General features: G+C 53.6%; 16 protein-coding genes and 1 other annotated feature. Of the genes, 5 read left to right on the plus strand and 11 right to left on the minus strand.

Going from position 1 to position 21174, the window contains the following annotated elements:
• Positions 1-38 precede the first annotated feature (38 nt).
• Positions 39-719 carry an MOSC domain-containing protein gene (locus ACZ5FK_RS08480; RefSeq protein WP_464804498.1) on the plus strand — a complete coding sequence of 227 codons (681 nt, stop codon included), beginning with the start codon at positions 39-41 and terminating at the stop codon, positions 717-719.
• A 195-nt stretch (positions 720-914) separates the two neighbouring features.
• Here the strand turns inward: ACZ5FK_RS08480 and ACZ5FK_RS08485 are convergent, their stop codons facing one another.
• The 4 genes from ACZ5FK_RS08485 to ACZ5FK_RS08500 all read right to left on the minus strand — a co-directional run bounded on the left by ACZ5FK_RS08485 (position 915) and on the right by ACZ5FK_RS08500 (position 6205).
• Positions 915-1952, minus strand: coding sequence for a ribonucleotide-diphosphate reductase subunit beta (locus ACZ5FK_RS08485; protein WP_464804499.1), 1038 nt, complete (start codon positions 1950-1952; stop codon positions 915-917).
• Positions 1922-2371 carry a flavodoxin gene (locus ACZ5FK_RS08490; RefSeq protein WP_464804500.1) on the minus strand — a complete coding sequence of 150 codons (450 nt, stop codon included), beginning with the start codon at positions 2369-2371 and terminating at the stop codon, positions 1922-1924. Before ACZ5FK_RS08490 ends, ACZ5FK_RS08485 begins: the two co-directional genes overlap by 31 nt.
• Positions 2356-4578 (minus strand): ribonucleoside-diphosphate reductase subunit alpha, encoded by a 2223-nt coding sequence (locus ACZ5FK_RS08495; protein ID WP_464804501.1) that lies wholly within the window; start codon positions 4576-4578, stop codon positions 2356-2358. Before ACZ5FK_RS08495 ends, ACZ5FK_RS08490 begins: the two co-directional genes overlap by 16 nt.
• A gap of 388 nt (positions 4579-4966) precedes the next feature.
• Entirely contained in the window at positions 4967-6205 is a 1239-nt protein-coding gene (locus ACZ5FK_RS08500) for an erythromycin esterase family protein (RefSeq protein WP_464804502.1), read from the minus strand.
• Between the two features lie 363 nt (positions 6206-6568).
• Here ACZ5FK_RS08500 and ACZ5FK_RS08505 point away from each other — a divergent pair, with 363 nt between their 5' ends.
• The 4 genes from ACZ5FK_RS08505 to argS all read left to right on the plus strand — a co-directional run bounded on the left by ACZ5FK_RS08505 (position 6569) and on the right by argS (position 11236).
• Positions 6569-7702 (plus strand): betaine/proline/choline family ABC transporter ATP-binding protein, encoded by a 1134-nt coding sequence (locus ACZ5FK_RS08505; protein WP_464804503.1) that lies wholly within the window; start codon positions 6569-6571, stop codon positions 7700-7702.
• Positions 7699-8358 carry an ABC transporter permease gene (locus tag ACZ5FK_RS08510; protein ID WP_464804504.1) on the plus strand — a complete coding sequence of 220 codons (660 nt, stop codon included), beginning with the start codon at positions 7699-7701 and terminating at the stop codon, positions 8356-8358. Before ACZ5FK_RS08505 ends, ACZ5FK_RS08510 begins: the two co-directional genes overlap by 4 nt.
• Positions 8355-9242, plus strand: a complete 888-nt coding sequence (locus tag ACZ5FK_RS08515; RefSeq protein WP_464804505.1) for a glycine betaine ABC transporter substrate-binding protein — start codon at positions 8355-8357, stop codon at positions 9240-9242. The genes ACZ5FK_RS08510 and ACZ5FK_RS08515 overlap by 4 nt, the downstream gene beginning before the upstream one ends.
• 70 nt (positions 9243-9312) lie before the next feature.
• Positions 9313-9527: a binding site (T-box leader), on the plus strand.
• A 44-nt stretch (positions 9528-9571) separates the two neighbouring features.
• Complete coding sequence (gene argS, locus ACZ5FK_RS08520) at positions 9572-11236, plus strand: arginine--tRNA ligase (RefSeq protein ID WP_464804506.1); 1665 nt, start codon at positions 9572-9574, stop codon at positions 11234-11236.
• Between the two features lie 41 nt (positions 11237-11277).
• On the opposite strand, the gene ACZ5FK_RS08525 is transcribed toward argS, so the two are convergent.
• The 7 genes from ACZ5FK_RS08525 to ACZ5FK_RS08555 all read right to left on the minus strand — a co-directional run bounded on the left by ACZ5FK_RS08525 (position 11278) and on the right by ACZ5FK_RS08555 (position 21155).
• Entirely contained in the window at positions 11278-13386 is a 2109-nt protein-coding gene (locus tag ACZ5FK_RS08525) for a methyl-accepting chemotaxis protein (protein ID WP_464804507.1), read from the minus strand.
• Between the two features lie 133 nt (positions 13387-13519).
• The gene (locus ACZ5FK_RS08530; RefSeq protein WP_464807403.1) at positions 13520-14917 is read right to left on the minus strand and encodes an alanine/glycine:cation symporter family protein; all 1398 of its coding nucleotides are present in this window, start codon (positions 14915-14917) and stop codon (positions 13520-13522) included.
• A gap of 359 nt (positions 14918-15276) precedes the next feature.
• Entirely contained in the window at positions 15277-17205 is a 1929-nt protein-coding gene (locus ACZ5FK_RS08535) for an FtsX-like permease family protein (protein WP_464807404.1), read from the minus strand.
• Positions 17189-17962, minus strand: a complete 774-nt coding sequence (locus tag ACZ5FK_RS08540) for an ABC transporter ATP-binding protein (RefSeq protein ID WP_464804508.1) — start codon at positions 17960-17962, stop codon at positions 17189-17191. The genes ACZ5FK_RS08535 and ACZ5FK_RS08540 overlap by 17 nt, the downstream gene beginning before the upstream one ends.
• Before the next feature lie 104 nt (positions 17963-18066).
• Positions 18067-19095 (minus strand): sensor histidine kinase, encoded by a 1029-nt coding sequence (locus ACZ5FK_RS08545; protein WP_464804509.1) that lies wholly within the window; start codon positions 19093-19095, stop codon positions 18067-18069.
• The gene (locus ACZ5FK_RS08550; RefSeq protein WP_464807405.1) at positions 19092-19769 is read right to left on the minus strand and encodes a response regulator; all 678 of its coding nucleotides are present in this window, start codon (positions 19767-19769) and stop codon (positions 19092-19094) included. Before ACZ5FK_RS08550 ends, ACZ5FK_RS08545 begins: the two co-directional genes overlap by 4 nt.
• 411 nt (positions 19770-20180) lie before the next feature.
• Positions 20181-21155, minus strand: a complete 975-nt coding sequence (locus ACZ5FK_RS08555) for a nuclease-related domain-containing protein (RefSeq protein WP_464804510.1) — start codon at positions 21153-21155, stop codon at positions 20181-20183.
• Positions 21156-21174: the final 19 nt, after the last annotated feature.

Genomic DNA, 21174 nt, shown 5'->3' on the forward strand with positions numbered 1-21174 from the left:
ATAATAGAAACAACCAACAACGGTCAGGAGTGATAGGAATGGGACGTATTGAAATCCGTTCACTGAACGTCGGCAAGCCGGAGGACGTAAAGTTCGGAAACAAAGAAGTACTGACAGGCATTCGCAAAAAGCCGGTGGATGCACCGGTTTTTTTGGCGCAGCTGAATTTCGAGGGTGATGGCCAAGGTGACCTGAAACACCACGGAGGCATCGACAAGGCGGTCTGCGTGTATCCGTTTGAGCATTATCCGTATTGGGAGCAAACGCTTGGTCATGCTATGTCACTAGGTGCCTTCGGTGAAAATCTTACGTTGTCCGGCTTAACAGAAAAGGATGTTTGCATCGGCGATATATTCACGATCGGAGAAGCAGTCGTACAAGTGAGCCAGCCGCGCCAGCCCTGTTTCAAACTTGGACTGCTGTACGGCCGCAAAGACATGCCAGTGCTTGTACAGGATTCCGGCTACACCGGGTTTTATTTCAGAGTCCTCAAAGAGGGGCTTGTCTCCCCTTCCGATGAACTGCAGCCGCATGAGCCGCATCCAAGCAAAATCACCGTAGCGGAAGCAAACCGGCTGATGCATCATGACAAGGAGGATTACGAAGGAATTCGTAGGTTACTGGACGTCGCCGAATTGTCAGGAAGCTGGCGGAAGACGTTTACGAAACGGCTGGCGGGTGACGAGGTAGATACAAGTGAGCGGCTGGCGGGGAAATGAAAACAAACAGTTATTAGTAGAATATGTACTCCACACCAGGGGGGAATTTGCTAGGCTTTAGAAATGAATTTCAAATAAAGAATAGAGTACTGTCTTGATAGCAGTAAACAACCATTCTACATAATACAAAAAGGCCATCCAGAATCAATTACCACTGATTCTGGATGGCCTTTTATTAAGTTCGCCACACATTACTTACAAATCATCAAACCCGTTCAAATCGCTCGTCTTCGTGTACTGACGGGAGGTCTGTTCGAAGAAGTCTGTTTTCGTGTCGTCGAAGTTGTCGACGTACGCGCGGATCCATTTCATCGGGTTGTCGGTGAACTCCGGATAGATTTCGCTGAGGCCGAGCATGCGGAGCATTTTGTTCGCCCGGTATTTCACGTAACCTGCCATCTCGTCGAGGTCGATGCCATCGATGTCGCCGAGGACATAGCGGCTCCAGATGATTTCCTGCTCGACGGAGTGGCGGAATTGGTCGTAGATCCACTCGGTGAATTCTTCGGTGTTGTATTCCGGATTCTCCGCAAGCGCTGCGCGGAAGATATCGCTGATCGCTTTTCCGTGCTGGAGCTCGTCCCGGTTGATGTATGAGATCATCGTCGATGTGCCGACCATCTTCTGGTGGCGCGCCAAGTTGTAAAAGAACGCGAAACCGCTGTAGAAGAAGAGGCCTTCGAGCAGCGTCGTATAGACCATCGCCTTGAGCACTGTCTCAATTGTCGGGTTTTCCGCGAATTCATTGTAGATGTCGACGATACGCTCGTTGCGCTTCATGAGCACTTCATCGGAACGGCCCATCTCGAATGCAGCGTTCTGCTTGTCGAGCGTCGTCACGGACGATAGGACGTACGCGTAGCTATGATTATGCTCGCTTTCCTGGTCCGCGATTGTCGCCATGATCGATTTGACGGACGGGTCCGTTGCGAAATCGGCGATCTTCATCGCCACGACCGTTTGCGGGCCGTCGAGTGTCGCGAGGAGGCCGATGATTTTCAGGAATGCGTCCTGCTCGGCTTTCGAGAGGTTCGCAAACTGCTTCACGTCCTGTGTCATGTCGACTTCATTCGCCGTCCAGAACAGCGAACGGATCCGCTGCCGGAGTGTATAGAAATGCGGGTGCGCGAGGTCGTTCCAGTTCAGGATGCCGCTCGCCTTGCCGCCAAAAATCGCTGTCGCCTTGTTCGGGTTTGCTGGATTCAGCACTTTAACTCGTGTAAGTGTAACCAATGTTCATAGACTCCTTTCGTCCATTCGATAACGTTCGTTTCCTGGGTGCCGCGCGGACTCTGTTCAATCTTGAGCGGCGGATAATTCGATGCATAGAACCGGGCGAGCTTGACCGCAGCATGGCAGAACAGATCGTCTCCACCAAACTGCGTATCTCCCGTACCGAACACATAGACGTCGTCCGGTTTGTAGCCGACGTCCAATACGAAATCCTTCACTTCGTCCGGCGTGGCTCCCTTATCCCATGTAAAGGTGCCGACGAGCATGGCGTCAAACTCGCGTGGATCCGGCACCGGGCCGAGGCCGATCCGGTGCATGGCCGTCCGGACCCCTGCCCTCTCCAGGTTTTCTTGAATCAATTCCGCTACTTCCTCCGTGTTACCGCTCCATGATGCGTAGGCGATCAGGAATGACACCATTCACATTCCTCGATGTCCGATGCGGTCGAACGCGTATAATACGTCGTCTTCATGCCGGATTCCCACGCTTTCATATGGAGGTCGAGCAGAACGGAAGCACGGATATTATTCGGTACATAAATATTGAATGAAATCGATTGGTCGATATGTTTCTGGCGCGCCGCGTTCTGTTTGATCGACCAGCGCTGGTCGACGATATACGCGGAACGGCGGTACACATCGTACGTATTGTGATCAAGATCCGGCGCGACGACCGGCAGCTTGTAGTCTTTCTTCTCTTCATGGTAGAACGGCTTGAAGACCGGATCGATCGAAGCGGTGGATCCCGCGATGACCGATGTCGAGCTGTTCGGTGCAACCGCCATCAGATATCCGTTCCGGATGCCGTTCTCGCCCACTTCTTTGCGCAGTTCATGCCACGCATCCGACTCGTAGCCGCGCACTTCAAAGTAGTTGCCGTTCTGCCAGTCGGACCCTTCGAACAGCGGGAACGCGCCTTTCTCTTTCGCAAGCTCCATGGAAGATTGGATCGTCAGGAATGCAATCTTTTCATATAGCTTGTCCGCATACGTGACAGCTTCATCGGACTCCCACTGGATGTTCTTCAGTGCGAGCAGGTGATGCCAGCCGAATGTGCCGAGGCCAATTCCCCGGTAGCGGGAGTTCGTCCGCTGCGCCTGGACGACCGGGATTTTATTGAGCTCGATAACATTGTCGAGCATACGCACCTGGATTTTGATCAAACGCTCCAGCACATCCGCCGGAACTGCGCGTCCGAGGTTGATGGACGACAAGTTACAGACGACGAAATCGCCCGGCTTCGTGCGAGTGACGACGAGATCGTCTTCTAGTGAGACCGATTCGAACTGCGTCGGGCTCATGTTTTGCATGATTTCTGAACAGAGGTTACTTGAATAGATAAGACCTTCATGCTTATTCGGGTTCTTCCGGTTCACTTCGTCGCGGTAGAACATGAATGGCGTGCCAGTCTCAAGCTGGCTGCGCATGATTCGCTTCATGATCTCGATCGCCGGGACCGTCTCTTTTGTAATTTCAGGGTGGTTTGTGCACTCCTCGTATTTCTCGCGGAATGAACCGTTCCCTTTGGATTCATCATAGAAATCTTCCAATGAATAGCCGAGAACCGTACGAACCTCGTGAGGATCGAACAAGTGCCAGTCGCCGCGCGCTTCCACTTGCTCCATGAACAGATCCGGCAGGCAGACGCCTGTGAAAATGTCGTGTGCACGAAGCCGGTCATCCCCATTGTTCAGCTTCAGGTCTAGGAACGTGAAGATGTCTTTATGCCAGACATCAAGATACACCGCGATTGCGCCTTGGCGCTGGCCGAGCTGGTCGACGCTGACCGCTGTGTTGTTCAGCTGTTTGATCCATGGAAGGACGCCGCTTGACGCGCCTTTGAAACCACGGATCGAGGAGCCGCGGGAGCGGACCTTGCCCATATAGACGCCGATGCCGCCGCCGTATTTCGACAAGTTCGCGATGTCCGTGTTGCTGTTGTAGATGCCTTGCAGCGAGTCATCGACCGTATCGATGAAGCAGCTGGACAGCTGTCCGTGCGGCTTCCCAGCGTTCGCAAGCGTCGGTGTCGCGACCGTCATATAGAGATTGCTCATCGCCCAGTAGGCTTCAGCGATTTTGCCGATGCGGTTCTCCGTTTCCTTCTGCATGAGCGTCATCGCGATGATGAGCCAGCGTTCCTGCGGGAGCTCCACCGCGTTTTTATTAAAATCAATTGCCGCATAGCGGTCCATGAGCGTCTTCAGGCCGATATATGTAAACAGCTTGTCCCGCTCCGGCTCAAGTAGAGCACCGATTGCGTCCAAGTCTTCTTTCGAATATGCATCGATAAGGTCCGCCGTGTAGAGGCCTTCGCCGACAAGGCGATGAACGTGACCTGCGAAATCCGTATACACTTCCTTGCCGCGGATGGAGCGCTGCTGCTCATATACGGAATCAAGATAAATGCGGGAAGCGACAAATGTCCAATGCGTCGATGCTTCGTCAATCTGGCTGAGTGCCTCAAGGATCATCGCTTTCGTCCAGCTCTCCTTGCTGCCTTCCGGGTTGCGCTCCTGCCATTTTGCACTCGCTTCAAGAAGCGGAGCAATCCTGCTTTCACCGAATTCCTCCTTCAATCGTCCTACAATGTCATTTACTGTCGTTTTTTCACGAATCAACGTCATGCCTCATGGCTCCTCTCGTGGAATTTATTATAATAGCGATGCCCTTATTGATAGAGGGCGATCGCAGGGTCTCATGGATAATTGGGTATTATACAGAGCTTGCAGGGGTTCAAATCCACTCATCTCCGCCATCAAGCTGCATTGAGCCGCCTGGCGGGCTAACACTACATATAGTGTCTTATGTACTCTTACTACCCTAACATGTTGTGTTCTAATCGTCTAGGGGCTAAAAGATTAAATTACGTTGTCAAGTTTTTCGACCTGAAAATCAGGGAATGGAAAAAGCGGCCGTCGGAACGGCCGCTCGCTACTTCCATTATAGGACTTTGCCATCACGGTGTGAATAAAGACGGCCCAACACATAATATTCTATCTTTCGACACGGCCATCAAAACGGTTCAAGTGCGGAAGACCGGTCGATAAAAATGAATGAATCATACCGGCTGCCGACTTTTGATGGGACGAAATTCCCATACGCTTCAAACTCCGGATTATAGACGACGCCGATCGCCCGGTGCCCAATCCATTCATTGAACAGTTGCCGGTTTTCATCTGTGAACAGCAGAACCTTATCCTCCGCTCCCGCCGCATGCATCTGCCCTTCCCATGTATTCAGCCTGGCGGGCGGGATCGTCATCCGCTCAAACTGCGCGTCCCAGCTTTCCCCTGCAATGACTTCCCCTTCGTATGTTCCGAATCCGATTGCGTACGTTTTGTCCTTGCCATACTGCTCCCGGATCAGCTGACCCACATTGATCATGCCTTCATCCTTCATGGACGTTGCGGACGCATCACCGATATGGGTGTTATGCTCCCAAACGATCAATTTTGCGCCGTTATGATAGTTTTTGAGTTCCTTGATCGCTTCGACCATATGAAGGTCACGGGTATTCCAAGAGACGGCGTCATCCTGAAGCATCTCCCGATAATACGCCTCCGCATTTTTAGCGACCAGTGCATTCATGACCACATTCAGGTCTGCCTCGTGTTCGCTTCCATACCTTTCTTCATTCCCCCGGATGGATGACAGCAGTTTGGACACTTCCCCGATGCACTCATCCGTGAAATGGGCCGTCGATAAGGCATAGTGTTCCGGCATCCGGTTGTATGGCTCGAAACAGGAGAACGCTTTTTTCGCAAGATCCAGGTCGGCTCCGTACTGCGGATTTTCTGAAAGGAAGCCGAGCAGTTCATCGATGGATTCGTACAGACTATACATATCAATGCCATAGAAACCGGCTTTTTGCCTCGCAGTTTTGTTGTAGTCTTTCATCCATTCGACAAAATTCGCGACCGTCATGTTCCGCCACATCCACTCCGGCCAGCGGTTAAACGACTCTTGCAGCACGTCCCGCGCGGAACCGCCGTCGCCATACCCTTTCACATACCGGTTGACCTCTTCGGCGGCCGGCCAGTCGCCTTCCACGGCAACAGCGGTGAAACCATGTTCCTCGATCAGCCGTTTCGAAAGCTCCGCCCGGATTTCGTAGAACTCTTTCGTCCCGTGCGTCGCCTCGCCGATCATCACCACTTCCGCATCCGAAGCCGCTTGGACCACTTTAGCGAGCGACGTTTCATCCAGCGGCAGTCCATGTTCCCCGATCGCCGCCCTCATTTTCTTCGACATTCCTGTCACTCCTCTCTACTTGTAGCATACCCAGGAGAGTGGCGGGAAAACGGCGTAGAGAGGTTATCACCGCCTGGAGCCTGTTTATCACCGCTTAGAAGGAGTTTATCACCGGATAAAGCTGCTTTATCACCGGCTGGGAAGAGTTTATCACCGGGTAGATTGAATTTATCACCACACGGGTGCAATTCATGAAATTCAGAAGAATAGCTGCATCTTTCACTGAATATGGTATACTAGTAAATAGAGACACGGCTTCCGGACTTTTCGGAAACCGGAATGTCTTACTTTTTTTGCCGATATTTGATTTTTTCACTCTGATTTATCGGCAAAAAATATCATGAAAAATATTAGGAGGTATGTATGCTTACGTTTCAGAATGTCAGCAAGGTGTATGAAGACGGTTTCAAGGCGGTCGATTCGATCAGTCTTGAGATTGCGAAAGGTGAACTGCTTGTACTCATCGGACCGAGTGGTTCAGGAAAGTCAACAACGATGAAAATGATCAATCGGATGCAACCGCATACAAGCGGGACTATTCTGATTGACGGGAAAGACAATAATTCATATGTAGCGTCGGAGCTGCGGCGGAGCATTGGATATGTCATCCAGCAGATCGGCTTGTTTCCGCACTATACGATTGAAAAAAACATTGCGACGGTTCCCCAGCTGAATGGATGGGACCCAGCGGCAATCAAAGCCCGGGTGAAGGAACTTCTGAACTTGGTCGGACTGGACCCTGCCGTTTATGCGGGACGCTATCCGAAAGAACTCTCCGGAGGCCAGCAGCAGCGGGTCGGCATTGCACGCGCCCTTGCTTCGAACCCGGACATCATCTTGATGGATGAGCCCTTCAGTGCGCTCGATCCCATTACTAGAGAACAATTGCAGGGAGAACTTATTTCACTGCATAAAAAATTGAATAAGACGATCATTTTCGTAACGCATGACATGGATGAGGCACTCAAAATGGGCGACCGGATCGCCATTATGAAAGACGGAAAGCTACTTCAGTTGGACACTCCAGAAAAGCTGCTTCATGAACCCGCCCACGGCTTCGTCGAAGAATTCATCGGGAAACACCGGATCATCCAGAACCCAGAACTGATGCCGGTCCAGGATATCATGTCGGAGTCGGTCATCACGGCTCTTCCCCAATCTTCTCCTGAAAAAGCGATCAACCATATCCGTCAAAAGAAGATTACCGATCTCATCATCGTGAATGAAGAAAAGGAATTGCTCGGCATCGTGTCTGCCTACGATGTCATCAAAAAAATGGCATCCATCCAAATGATTGAAGAGGTCATGCTGCCAGTGAATCATTACTTGCAGACCACTTCTTCCGCCAAAGATGCAATCATCATGATGGAAGAATCGCCGTTCGGCCTCTTGCCTGTCGTTGATGAGAATCAGCGAGTGACAGGACTTGTGACACGCGGATCCTTATTATCCGCCCTCTCCAGCCAATGGACGGAAGCAGAGGTGGTCGCCATATGAATAACATGTCCATCTGGAGCCAATTGGTGGATCAGTCCCAAATGCGCTGGAAGGAAGTGCTGGAGGCGACGTCCGTGCATATCCAGCTCGTGTTCTTCTCTATGCTGATCGCCATCGTCCTGGGCGTCTTTCTAGGCATCCTTGTTACAAGGGTCCCGCAACTGCGCACCATCGTGCTTGGAGGGACCGGAGTCATGCAGACGATTCCGAGCCTCGCCCTGCTCGGCTTCATGATCCCTATTTTCGGGATCGGCGTCAAAACAGCCATCGCCGCTCTTTTCCTCTATTCGCTGCTGCCGATCGCCCGCAACACGTACGCGGGGATCAGTGACGTCGACCCGGCAACGCGGGAGGCGGCCAAAGGGATGGGAATGACCAGTGCGCAAATCCTGTTCAAAGTGGAATTGCCGCTCGCCATCCCGGTCATCATGGCCGGCATCCGGACTGCTGCCGTCATCAACGTCGGTAATGCGACACTGGCAGCTTTCATCGGTGCTGGCGGGCTCGGGGACTTCATCTTCCTCGGCATCACACGCGGCATTGACGGGTTGATCCTGCTCGGCGCCATCCCGGCTGCATTGCTCGCAATCTTGCTCGAGGTGTTCTTCAGTTCCGTGGAACGCTGGACGACGCCGAAAGGGCTGAAAACGGAATGAGGAAAACCATCCTGTTCTTCCTGACCCTCGGCATGGCGATGGTCCTGCTGTCCGGCTGCATCTTCAACGAGAAGGACTCTTTAGTGTTAGGATCCCGCAACAATACAGAGAGTATCATCCTATCCCATATCATGGGGGAATTGATTGAGCAGAAATCCGACATCAACGTCATGTACAAAGAGAATCTTGGAGGATCGAATGTTGTCTGGAATGCGGTGAAAAATGGATTGATCGACGTCGTCCCGGACTACACGGGAACCATTGTCGTCAATTACTATCATGAGGAGCCGGGCGACGCAGATGAGACACTGGCCCTGACAAGAGAGCTCGTAGACGGTGACGGAGTGATCGCCTTCAATACATTCGGCTTCAACAACACCTATACGCTCGCGCTCGACGAATCGAAAGCCGAGGAACTGGGCGTGGTGACGTTCAGCGATTTTGCAAAGCACTCACAGGATTTCAGGCTTGGCGCCGTCTTTGAATTCATCGACCGTCCCGATGGACTTCCCGGTTTCCAGAAAGAGTATGGACTGAAGTTCAAGAACGTCAAAGGAATGGATCACGGGATCATGTATCGCTCCATCAACGCGGATGAAGTGGATGTCATCAATTCCTACACGACAGACGGGCAGCTTCAGGAATTCGATTTGCGCGTCCTTGAAGATGACAAGTCCTATTTCCCTCCGTATCACGCCCTCCCGCTCGTCCGGAAGGAGACATTGGAGGAATATCCGGAAGTCGAAGGCATCCTGCGGCAGCTGGAAGGCCAGATTGACGAAGAGGCCATGCAGAAGATGAATGCCAAAGTCGATAACGACGGCATGATGGTGGAACGGGTCGCAAAGGAATTCCTCATTGAAAAAGGGTTGATCGAAGGGTAAGCAGGCTGCGGGGAAACTGATGAGGCATTTGCCCATTGACATCCGGCCTCCCCCTTTGCTACACTCAGTCTCAATATCGTTGACGAAGAGAGTAATGCTCTTTCTTTCCTGATAGCGAGCCGGGGATGGTGGAAGCCTGGCGGAAATGGATGCATGAAACGCACTTCCGAGATGCTTTTTCGAACTGCAGTAGGAAAAGCCGGTGTCTCGCCGTTAGGAGGAAGACGGCCTCTTCAAGCAAGGGGCAATTTGAGTGGTACCGCGGAACGAGCTTCCGTCTCATTGAATTGAGACGGGAGCTTTTTTGTATTTCGGAGGAGGATGTCGGAATGAAAAAGATGATTGTCGAAGCGCTGGCGCCGGTTTGCCCGGTCGCTGTCTCAGAGCAGATGATTGAACGGCCGCAGCACGCAGAGATGGGCGATTTCGCGCTGCCCTGTTTTCCCTTCGCAAAGGAGCTGCGCAAGTCTCCCGCTTTAATCGCACAGGAAATTGCAGCTAGTGTGAAGCACCCTGCCATCCAGAAAGCAGAGGCGGCTGGGGGCTATGTGAACTTGTTTCTAAACCGAGGGCAGATGGCAGAACCGGTTATTGAAGAGATCCTGAGTAAGCAAGACGGCTTCGGGTCGGCAAATATCGGCAATGGGGGCGTTGTCACGATCGATATGTCGTCGCCGAATATCGCGAAGCCATTTTCAATGGGCCATTTGCGCTCGACGATCATCGGGAACTCAATCGCTTTATTGCTCGAAAAGACCGGCTACCGCCCCGTGAAGATCAATTACATTGGTGACTGGGGCACGCAGTTCGGCAAGCTGCTGACTGCTTACCGGAAATGGGGCAGCCAGGCAGAGGTCGAGCAGGCGCCGATCGAGACGCTGCTCAAGCTGTACATCCAGTTCCATGAAGAAGCGGAAACAGATCCGTCCTTGAACGATGAAGGCCGTGCCGCTTTCAAGTCGCTGGAAGATGGAGATGCGGAGGCTCTTGCGCTGTGGAAATGGTTCAAGGAGGAGTCGCTGAAGGAATTCCAGCGGATCTATGAGCTCCTCGGCGTATCGTTTGATTCGTATAACGGCGAAGCGTACTACAATGACAAAATGGGGCCGGTCGTCGAAGAGCTGGAAGAGAAAGATCTGCTGTCCGAATCAGATGGCGCCCGCGTCGTGGATCTCGGCGATTCGATGCCGCCCTGCCTGATCACCAAGTCGGACGGCGCCACACTGTATGCAACGCGGGATCTCGCCGCTGCGATCGACCGGAAGCGCACGTATGACTTCGTCAAATCGATCTATGTCGTCGGCAACGAGCAGAGCCTTCATTTTACACAGTTGAAGCAAGTGCTCGGCAAGATGGGCTATGAATGGGCGGATGCGATCGAACATGTACCGTTTGGCCTGATCCTGAAAGACGGCAAGAAGATGTCGACGCGGAAAGGGAAGATCGTCTTACTGGAAGAAGTGCTGAACGAGGCAATCGAGCTAGCGAAGCAAAACATCGAGGCGAAAAACCCGAATCTCGCCGACAAGGAGCATGTGGCAAAAGCAGTCGGCGTCGGTGCGATCCTGTTCAGCGACCTGAAGCAGCACCGCAAGCATGACATCGAGTTCGATCTTGCCAAAATGCTGCAGACGGAAGGCGAGACGGGACCTTATTTGCAGTATACATGCGCGCGTGCCCACTCGATTTTGCGAAAAGCAGGCACAAAAGGTAATTTCCAAGCAGAAGGTGTCAATGACCTGGAGTGGGAGATCGTTAAGCAGCTTGAACAATTTCCGCAAGCAATCGGCCGGGCTGCATCAGAGCTCGATCCATCCATCGTCGCCCGATTTGCGATCGACCTCGCCCAGTCATTCAATTCCTTCTATGGCAATGTCCATATCTTGTCCGATTCCGCCAACCAATCGTTCCGGCTGGCATTGGTCGAAGCGGTCGCGACCGTGCTCGCCGAATCAATGCGGCTGCTCGGCATGCAGGCGCCTGAAGAGATGTGAAAAAGAGCCTGCCCGTCAGTTGATGGGCAGGCTCTTCGTCGTCAGTCCGCTTGCAAAGTGAAGCGGTCGACGATCTCCTGGAGTTCATTTGCAATATTCTTCATGCGTGTCGTGGAATCCGCGACACGTTCGAGTTCCGTCTGCTGGGCGACAGAGGATGCGCTCACCTGCTCGGCGGAGGCAGCGGTCTCTTCCGAAACAGCGGAGACGCTTTGGATGGACATCATCGCTTCATCTTTGTTCGTCAGCATTTGCGTAAGCTCTTCATTCAGCTTGGCGATTGCCTTGCTCATTTTGCCGGTCAGCTCCGCGTTCTGCTCGAATGCCTCTTCCGTGCTTGTGAACGATGCATTGATGCCTTCCCGTGTCTTGAGGTTCGATTCGACGACAGCGACAGTCTGCCTGGACTCTTCCAGGATTTCGCTGACGGTCTGCTGGATCACTTCCGTCTCGACGCGCGACTGCTCAGCAAGTTTCCGCACCTCTTCCGCAACGACCGCGAAACCTTTGCCATGCTCCCCGGCGCGCGCCGCTTCAATGCTTGCGTTCAGCGCAAGCAAATTCGTCTGCGCGGTGATGTCGTGGATCGATGTAATCACTTGGTTGATCGCTTCGATGCGGTTCGACAAGGCATCCATCTGGGCCTGCACCTTGGCATTCATCTCGTTCGCGGACTCATTGTGATTCCGCAGCGTCGCAATTTCATGCATGCCGTTCTCCGTCGACTCGACCGTCATCCGGGACAGCTCATCCATGTTTTCAGCGAGGCACGACAGTTCGTTGATCTGTTCCGCGAGATCTGCCATGATCCGGCTCGTCTCCTCGGTATCTTCCGACTGCTTGGAAGCGCCTTGCGCAATTTCGTTCGTCGCCAGCGACACTTCCTCGCTGGATGCCACAATCTCTTCGAATGCATGATGGACGCGGCCAGACGACTCATTCAGTTCCGCGGAGGAGCCTTTCACCGCATGCAGCGCTTCGTTCGTCTGGCGCAGCATATCGTTGTAGGCGCTAGCGACTGCTCCGATTTCATCGTTCTTCAAATACCGGGCGTCCACGTAATCGGTCATATCGCCGGAAGCGGCCTGCTCGATCGAAGACTTGATCACCGACAGGGGCTTCAGCTGCCTGTAGATGAACCAGCCCGTCACACCGGCCATGACCGCAATCATGACGAGGCCAGCGATGATGGTCGTCCAGAGGATCGTATTGAATGTAGATAGGATTTGCGACTGCGGCAATACAGTTTGCACGGCCCATACCTCATCTATATCGGTCATCGAAATCGGTGCAATCGCGTTGAATGACAGCTCCCCGAGACTCTGGGAATTGACATACAGTGTGCCGATCTCGTGGCTGTCGATCTTCTCTTTCACCGGCTGCCAGTCGATGGCGTCTTTCATATTGGACCCGTTCATTCCCGGTTTGATGCTGTTGGCGGTGACAACTCCGCGATCCGTGATGATTGCCGCATAGCCGCCATCCGGTTTGATCGTCTGCGTCAGATCATTCATGAAGTCGATCGAAATATCCGTCGTCAAGACGCCAAAGAACTGGCCTGATCCGTCAATCAGCGGCACCGAAATCGTCGTCATCTGGATTGTCGTGCCGCCTAAATCATAATCATACGGTTCCGTCATGACAGCCCGCTTTTCATTTTTCGGAATCAAATACCAATCCCCTTCGCCCTCGCTCTCATATCCGCTGAGTGCTTCGACTTCCACGGTCGAATCGGTCTCATACAAATAGGGGATGAACCGGTCAGCCGCGTCGGTCAGGCTGTTGCGGGACAAGCCGTCCAAGGGAATTGAGCCTTTCTCGAAAACGGCCGCCATGCCGATGGCGTCTTCATTCCCTTTCAGATTGGCTGTAATGACGCTGATCACTTCGTCAGGCGTCAGGTCGCCGCTTGCGCTCAATGTCTCAAACATGCGTTTCGTCGTCCGCAGCATTTCATTCGTCTTGTTAAAACGCTCACTTAACAGCGTCGCGTTGTAGCGCGTGTTCTCCATCGCGAAGTCTTCGGCATCATCAATGCTGCTGGCACGCAGAATCGTGCTGGTCGCGGCGGCATAGATGACGAACAGCACAACAAATAGGCCGATGATGATTGCGGAGAGCTTCCGCGCGATGCTCTTTTGCTTCTTCAATAGGTGTAACCTCCCAAAAGTCCATATACTTTTTATATCGGAAGACCTAGCCCTTTTTATAGTTATTCTAAGAAAACAACCATTAAAAAAGCATTCCGAATAGTGGAATGCTTTTGGTGTATATACATTTCAGTTACCGCCGTTCATCCTCCCAGCACTCCGCCCCTTTTAGGCCCGGCACGGATTTCGCTTTGAAAACAGGATTCTTGCCGGCTTTGCGCTGCCTCGTGAAGTCATCCAGCACCTTGAAGGCGACCCGGCCAAGGACAAGGATGACTGCAAGGTTGAGCACGGCCATCAAGCCCATGAACAGATCCGCCATATCCCAGACGACCTGCACCTTCGCCATCGCGCCGAACATGACCATCGCAAGCACCAGGATCCGGTAGACCGACATCCATGCTTTATGGGCATTGATGAATTCGATGTTCGTCTCGCCATAATAGTAATTGCCTATGATGGAGCTGAAGGCGAAGAACAGGATTGCGATCGCGACAAAATACGGCGCCCATGAGCCGACATGCTCGGCAAATGAGGATTGTGTCAACAGGATACCGCTCTCCTCCCCTTTGTCATAGAGGCCCGCCAGAATGATGATGAACGCCGTCGCCGAACAGATGATGATCGTATCGAAGAACACGCCGAGACTCTGAACAAGACCCTGCTTCGCGGGATGCGACACATTCGCCGTCGCCGCCGCGTTCGGCACACTACCCATACCGGCTTCGTTCGAGAACAGCCCGCGCCGCACGCCTTGCATCATTGCAGCGCCGATACCGCCGCCCGCCATCTCCTTAATGCCGAACGCATGCTCAAAGATTAGCGCGATCATGCCTGGAATTTCCTTGATATTGACGATCAGCACGAACAACGCGATGAGCAGATAGAACACCGCCATGACCGGCACAATCGCCTGCGTCACTTTGACAATCCGCTTCACGCCGCCGAAAATGATGATGGCCGTCAAGACGACAAGGAGCAGCCCGACAAGCCAGAACGGAATATTGAACACATCATGGAATGACTGGCTGATCGTGTTGGACTGCACTGCATTGAAGATGAATCCAAAGCAGAGCGTCAGCAAAATCGCGAATACGATTCCGAGCTTCCGCATGCCAAGCGCCTTCTGCATGTAATACGCCGGTCCGCCGCGGAACGTGTCGCCGTCGCGCACCTTGTACACTTGCGCCAGCGTACTCTCAACGAATGCCGTCGCCATACCGATGATCGCGATGACCCACATCCAGAACACCGCCCCGGGACCGCCGATGCCGATCGCAAGCGCGACCCCCGTCACATTCCCCGTACCGACACGCGACGCTGCACTGATCGTGAACGCCTGGAACGCCGACACGCCATCATTGCTGTCCTTCTTCTCCGTAATCAGCCGGAACATCTCGCCAAACAGCCGGAACTGCACAAACTTCGTCCGGAAGGTGAAATAAAACCCGATCAACAATAAGAATCCGATCAATATGTACGTCCAAATGAAATTATTCGCTGGTCCAACCAGCCACTCGAGCACCTTCACATGATCCACTCCCCTTCTAACTAAATACATACACTAGGTCTTTACCCGGACAGCCCCGTTTCATACATCATCTTGCGAATTACTGCGTTACTTGATTAAAGAAGTTTATCATTTTGAGACGGTGGCATCAATGGAAGGATCTAGGGGGAAGACGCTTTTGGCGCAGTTATCACCGGGTGGGCGTCAGTTATCACCGGGTAATCAGCGGTTATCACCGGCTAGCCAGGGTTTATCACCGGGTAAACGCACTTTATCACCGGGTAGCGTCAATTTATCACCGCTCGGCTACAATTCGGGCTTTCCTGGCTGATACAAATGAAAAAGCCGAGAGGATAGTTCCCCTCGGCCCGTTCCTTCTATCATAGTGCTTCATTCACCGTTCTCCGGTAGTAGCCGATGGTCAAGACGGCGAATACCAGGTAGATGAGGATGTACACGCCCATCGCGATGGCGGTGGGCAGTTTGATGTCTGAGATGAAGATGAACGACGCGGCTTTTACGGCGAAAATCGAGTGGGCCAGGCCGACAAGGAGCGGCAGGCCGAAGACAAACAGCTGCTTGCGCGTGACGCCTTTCATGATCTCAGGCACGGTGAAACCAAGCTGGCGTAATGTTCGGTAGCTGCGCTTCTCCTGCTCGGCTTCCGTCATCTGCTTGAAGTACAGGATGCTGCCCGTTGAGATCAGGAACACAAGGCCGAGGAAGCCGGCGATGAAGATAAGCAGGCCGTTGTCTTGCATCGAGCGCCTGTACTCTGCGTAGTAATCACGCGGCAGTTGCTCGAAGCGCAGCTCTTGCCGCAAGGCGGAGGCAGCGGCCATGTCATGCTTCTCATCCAGTACAAGCGCTGTGAATTGCATGGGTACAGCTGATCCATCCAGGCTCTCCGCAAGGTCCGCGAACACTCCTTCTTCCACTACGAGCTGCATGCCCGGCGCAGGGAAATTGAGGGCATTCCCGTTGCCCATCGCTTCCACTTGAACTTCCGCAGATTTCCCCCCGTCCGATGTGAGTCTAATCGGGAACGGCGTTTGGATGTCCCGGAGCATCCATTCAAGTGAAGCATCGTGAAGAACGGCAGCTCCGTCCTGTTCATGGAATCCGGCGGCATCCAATTCGGAGCGGTTCATGATCATCGTGCCCCATTCGTTGATGCTGCCTGCCATGAGAAGGTTCAAATCGCCACTGTCGATCGTCCCATTCATGTGAAGCATATTGAGCGGATGCGCAGAATAGCCGATGCCCTTCTCATCCAGCGCTTTTTCGTATGCGGAGAACTGCTGCATCTCCTGGTCATTCAAAGCATCCACCGTCATGAAGAACGGCATGATCTTCTGCGTATCTTTCTCCGTTGAATAATAAAGCGAGTAGGCACCCGCAATCATCGCCAGGGTGACCGCAGACATGACCGCAATGATTGTCAGCGAGTTCGCGTTGCCTTTCATCCGGTGCATGAGCGGCGCGATCGACAGGCTGCCAGTCAGGCCAAGATGCCCTTTTTTCCCTGTCCGCATGCGGTAGAGCGCATAACCGATCGTCACGCGGAACACCAAGTATGTTCCGAGGATGGTCGATGCAAGGACGACAAGCATGTTGACAAACAGCAGCTCATTCAGCATCCGGCCGGAGAGCCAATAGCCGAAGAGGATGAGTCCGACACCCAGCACGGCAAGCAGGGCGGAGATGCCGGTCTTCGGCTTCTTCGGCTGCTCGCCCGCCTTTTCCGCATTGAACAAGCCGAGCAGTGTGCTGCGGCGCACTTTGAAGATCATCTGCACGGTTGTGAGCAGAAGAAGCACCGCAAAGACGATTGCTGTCTGCACGACTGCGCTTGCCGAAAAGCTGAGGGTGATGTCACCTTCGAAGCCGACCAGCTTCATGAAGAGCAGAAGGAACAGCCGGGATACTGCCATGCCGATCAGGATGCCGGACAGCAAAGCGCCTGCGCCGAGAACGATGTTTTCCATGAACAGAAGGCGCGCGACAGCCCCTTTGGTTAAGCCGATCAGCTGATACAGTCCGATTTCCCGGCTCCGTCTGTTCAGGAAGATCGAGTTTGCATAGACGATAAAAATACCCGCGATAAAGATCAGCAGTATGCCTGCCGCCTTGAAGGAGGACGCCATATTGGCCGATGCGCCGGTCGCGTCCATGATCGCCGAATCATGCTGGAGCGTCGCAAACACGAAGTAGAGGACGACGCTGAAAATGAGAGCGAAAAAGTATAGATAGTAATGTTTGATGTTTTTCCGCATGCTGCGCAGCGCGAGATCAAAGAGCGTCAACACTGTCACCCCCGAGCACGCCTTGCACTTTCAGGATTTCCTGGAAGAAGGCCTGTCTCGTCTTATCGCCGCGGTACAGTTCGGTGTATAGCTTCCCGTCTTTCAAAAAGACGACGCGGCTGCAGTAGCTCGACGCGACCGGATCATGTGTCACCATCATGATCGTGACGCCTCGCTGCTCGTTGACATCTTCAAGCGTCCCAAGCAAAGCGGATGCCGATTTTGAATCAAGCGCGCCTGTCGGTTCATCCGCAAAGACGAGGGATGGCTTGTTGATGAGCGCCCGCGCGGCGGATGTCCGCTGCTTCTGACCACCCGACAATTCGTGTGGGTATTTATCCGCAAGGTCCTGGATCCCCAAAATGCCCGCGATGCTTTTGAACTGGTCCTCCGCCACGCGCTTGTGCATCTTGCCGAGCGAGACGGGCAGCAGGATGTTCTCCTTCACCGTCAGCGTATCGAGCAAGTTGTAATCTTGGAAAATGAACCCGAGCTGGTCGCGGCGGAATGCAGACAGCTCCCGGTCTTTCATCTTCGAAATATCTGCGTCGCCGATCCGGATGGAGCCTTCCGTCGTCCGGTCGATGGTCGCGAGAACGTTAAGAAGCGTCGTCTTTCCGGCACCCGACGAACCCATGATTCCGACGAATTCCCCTTCCATCACCCGGAGATCGATCCCTTTCAATACTTGTTGCACATTCCCGCGCGTCCCGAATGATTTGCGGACATTTTCCGCGTGCAGCACTGTTTTTCGTTCCATTTATAGTAGCCTCCCTGTTTTTTCGTACCCTCATCGTACACCCGGAGCGGCGCACGGGTCGTTCGAAGTTCATGACAAAACAGGGGTGCAATGTGACAATGTCGTCATGTTCGGGTCATGTCAAATTCATTTTCATGCGGAAACACGAGAACCATGCGGGTACCGATACCCTCTTCGGTTTCCGCTTGGATGCGGATATTCATCGTCTCCGCGATCCGTCTCGCCAGGTACAACCCGAGACCCGTCGCTGCGTTATGCAAGCGCCCGGTACCGCCCGTGAAGCCTTTGTCGAAGATCCGCGGCAGCTCATGGGAAGGAATTCCAGGACCTTCATCCTGGACGGACATCGTCATCCGCCCCGCTGTATCCGGTTTGACGGCAATCGTAATCATACCGTCTGGCGGACTGTATTTCACAGCGTTCGTCAGGAGCTGGCGGATAAGGAATCGGCTCCATTTCCGGTCTGTCAGCGCATCACCTGTCCCATCGATTTCGACGGCGATATTCTTTTCCAGGCACCACGACGCGAGTTCACGAACTTCCTCCATCGCCAGTTCCGCAAGGCTTGTCCGTTCAATGACAAAATCCGCCTCCATCGCCGGCAAGCGCGACATGTACAATTGCTGCTCGAGCAGCAGATGCAGCCGCAGCCAGTCCGACTCCAGCCTGCGCATCCGGGGATCGCTCCGGTGTGCGTCAATTGTCAATTTCATTGCGGTGAGCGGCGCCTTCATCTCATGCACCCATGACGCCATATAGTCGGCTTCCATCATACTGAGCGAGCGCTGATCGGATAGCTTCGCGGCATTTGAGTCAGCGGCATCGCGAAGCACTTCATTCACAAGACGCTCACTTTCGAAACTCGGCTGCGGGAGAGACTCCTGCCAGTCCGCCGTGAGATTTTCTTGGATGGTTCGGAGCGCACGCACATAAGCCGTCTCCGCTCGGTATCGCCAGGCGAAGAAGCCGGCGAACAGTATGAGCAGCAGTCCGTTCAAGTAAAGGAGTGAAGCGGGCGACAAGCTGAGCCCTTTGTCGAGCCAGATGAGCGCGTCGGTGAGGGCAAGACTGACGAGGAACAGCAGAATCCAGCTGACGCGGTCTTTGACATACCCTGCAAATAACGAACTCATACCGTCACCGCCATATACCCGAGCCCCTTCTTCGTCACGATGGCGTCCCCGAGGCCGATCTCTGTGAGTTTCTGCCGCAGTCGCGTGATGTTCACCGTCAATGTGTTGTCATTCACGAAATGCGAGTCGTCCCAAAGCTTGCGGATCAATTCATCGCGGGAGACGATCGTATCCTTCAGTTCCACGAGCACCGTGAGAATGAAGAACTCGTTCTTCGTCAGCTCGACATCCGTTCCCTCGCGCCGGATAACGCCACGCTTCAAGTCGAGCACTGCCCCGTTCCACTCCAGCACATCCGCCGCCTCTTCCCCATACGCATACGTCCGCCGCAGCATCGCCTGGATCTTCGCAAGCAGCACATCGAGGTGAAACGGCTTCTGCACATAATCATCCGCCCCGAGCTGCATCGCCATCACCATATCCAGCGGATGATCCCGCGATGACAGGAAGATGATCGGCACCTTTGAGACCGCGCGGATTTCGCGGCACCAATGGAACCCGTCAAACGCCGGCAGCTGCACATCAAGGATCACCAGCTGCGGCGCCTCCTCGATGAACGCCCCCATCACATCATGGAAATCCTCCGGCCGCACCGCCTTCAGCGACCACTGCATAAGCCGCTCCCGCAGTGAATTGTAGATCGCCTCATCGTCCTCCACTATGAAAATCTTCATCTCCATCAGCCCGTCCCCCTTGTCTATAGGGATAGTATAGCGGAAATGTGGGGCGGGGTGGGCATGCACGCGCGGGGCGGCTTTATCACCGGGTAGACGCCAGTTATCACCGGGTAGACGCCAGTTATCACCGCCTAGATCACTCTTATCACCGGGTAACCTCACTTTATCACCGGCTGAACTGAATTTATCACCGCTTGGCTACAATTCAGACGGTTTCCCCCGCCTGTTGGCTCGATAATGCCGCAGCGTGATAGCTCTCCACACATCCATCCTTGGTTATCACCGGGTAGACGCCAGTTATCACCGCCTAGATCACTCTTATCACCGGGTAACCTCACTTTATCACCGGCTAAACTGAATTTATCACCGCTTGACTACAATATAGACACTAAAAAAGCACACAAACAATCATGTGTGCTTTCCCTCACCCAAAACCAAGGTGTATGTTCTATTCCGATTGGCTCCCTCTCTTTTCAAATCCATTGCTGTTAACAGACGGTGGGCAGTTTGCTGCCGTTCTATCCCTAAGAACTCTCGACAATCCCGATTTCTCATCTTGCCGCCAAACAAAAGAAACCAATCACGGATTGCCTGGTGGTGTGCAGTACGACTTGTACAGAGGCAGGCAGGACATTTCCACCCTTTTAGATACCATTCCATCCCCAGCCGCCCGCATTCCGGACAAGCCACACCCGGCCGGATGTCACGTCTCGCAATGCTATACATCTCACTAATCGGCGCAGGGATATAGTCGCGATGCCCGCGGAGCAGTTCGGCTGAGAAGGCGTCCAGCTCATGCCTTTCCAGAAAGGGCGTGTCCTCCCGCGGCAGAGAACGCAGATAGCTTGGCACATTACTAGGAAACAGAAATCGGGTGTTGGAATCAGGAAGAGTGATGCGCTGCTTGGGGTATGCAAGGACGACCGCGCCATATACAGGCAGCGCCATATGCCGGGCATGCAGCCAGTCGCGGAGCAGTTCGCAGTTGTTGTCGAGCTGGGCAATCGGGCTTTTGAAGCCGGCGACTTGCCCGCTTTCGTTCGTCCTGATCAACTGGGGAGGGTTGTGCAGGACGGTGAGTTCGCCGGAGATGTTCTTCACTTCGAAGACAACGGCGTACCATGGGGTGACGAAAAGGGAATCGATTTGGAAGTGGGTATGGGAATACAGCGACAAGTCGTGGAAGATGCGATGCTCCATTGGCAGCTGATAGGCTTCCAGCACTTTGTCCAGCTCCTGTTCGCCGCCGTAGCCAGCTCTTCCAGCGGCCAGTTTGGCTGAGGCGGCCGGGTATGCCTCATGATGCACAGGCAGCCGCTGGACCGCCGCCATCAGTCCCTCCAGCATGAGCGGCGCCTTTCTTTTTTTACAAATGAATGACATCAACCCCTATCTGCCGTTT

It is taken from the genome of Sporosarcina sp. GTC18466 (genome assembly GCF_055389225.1).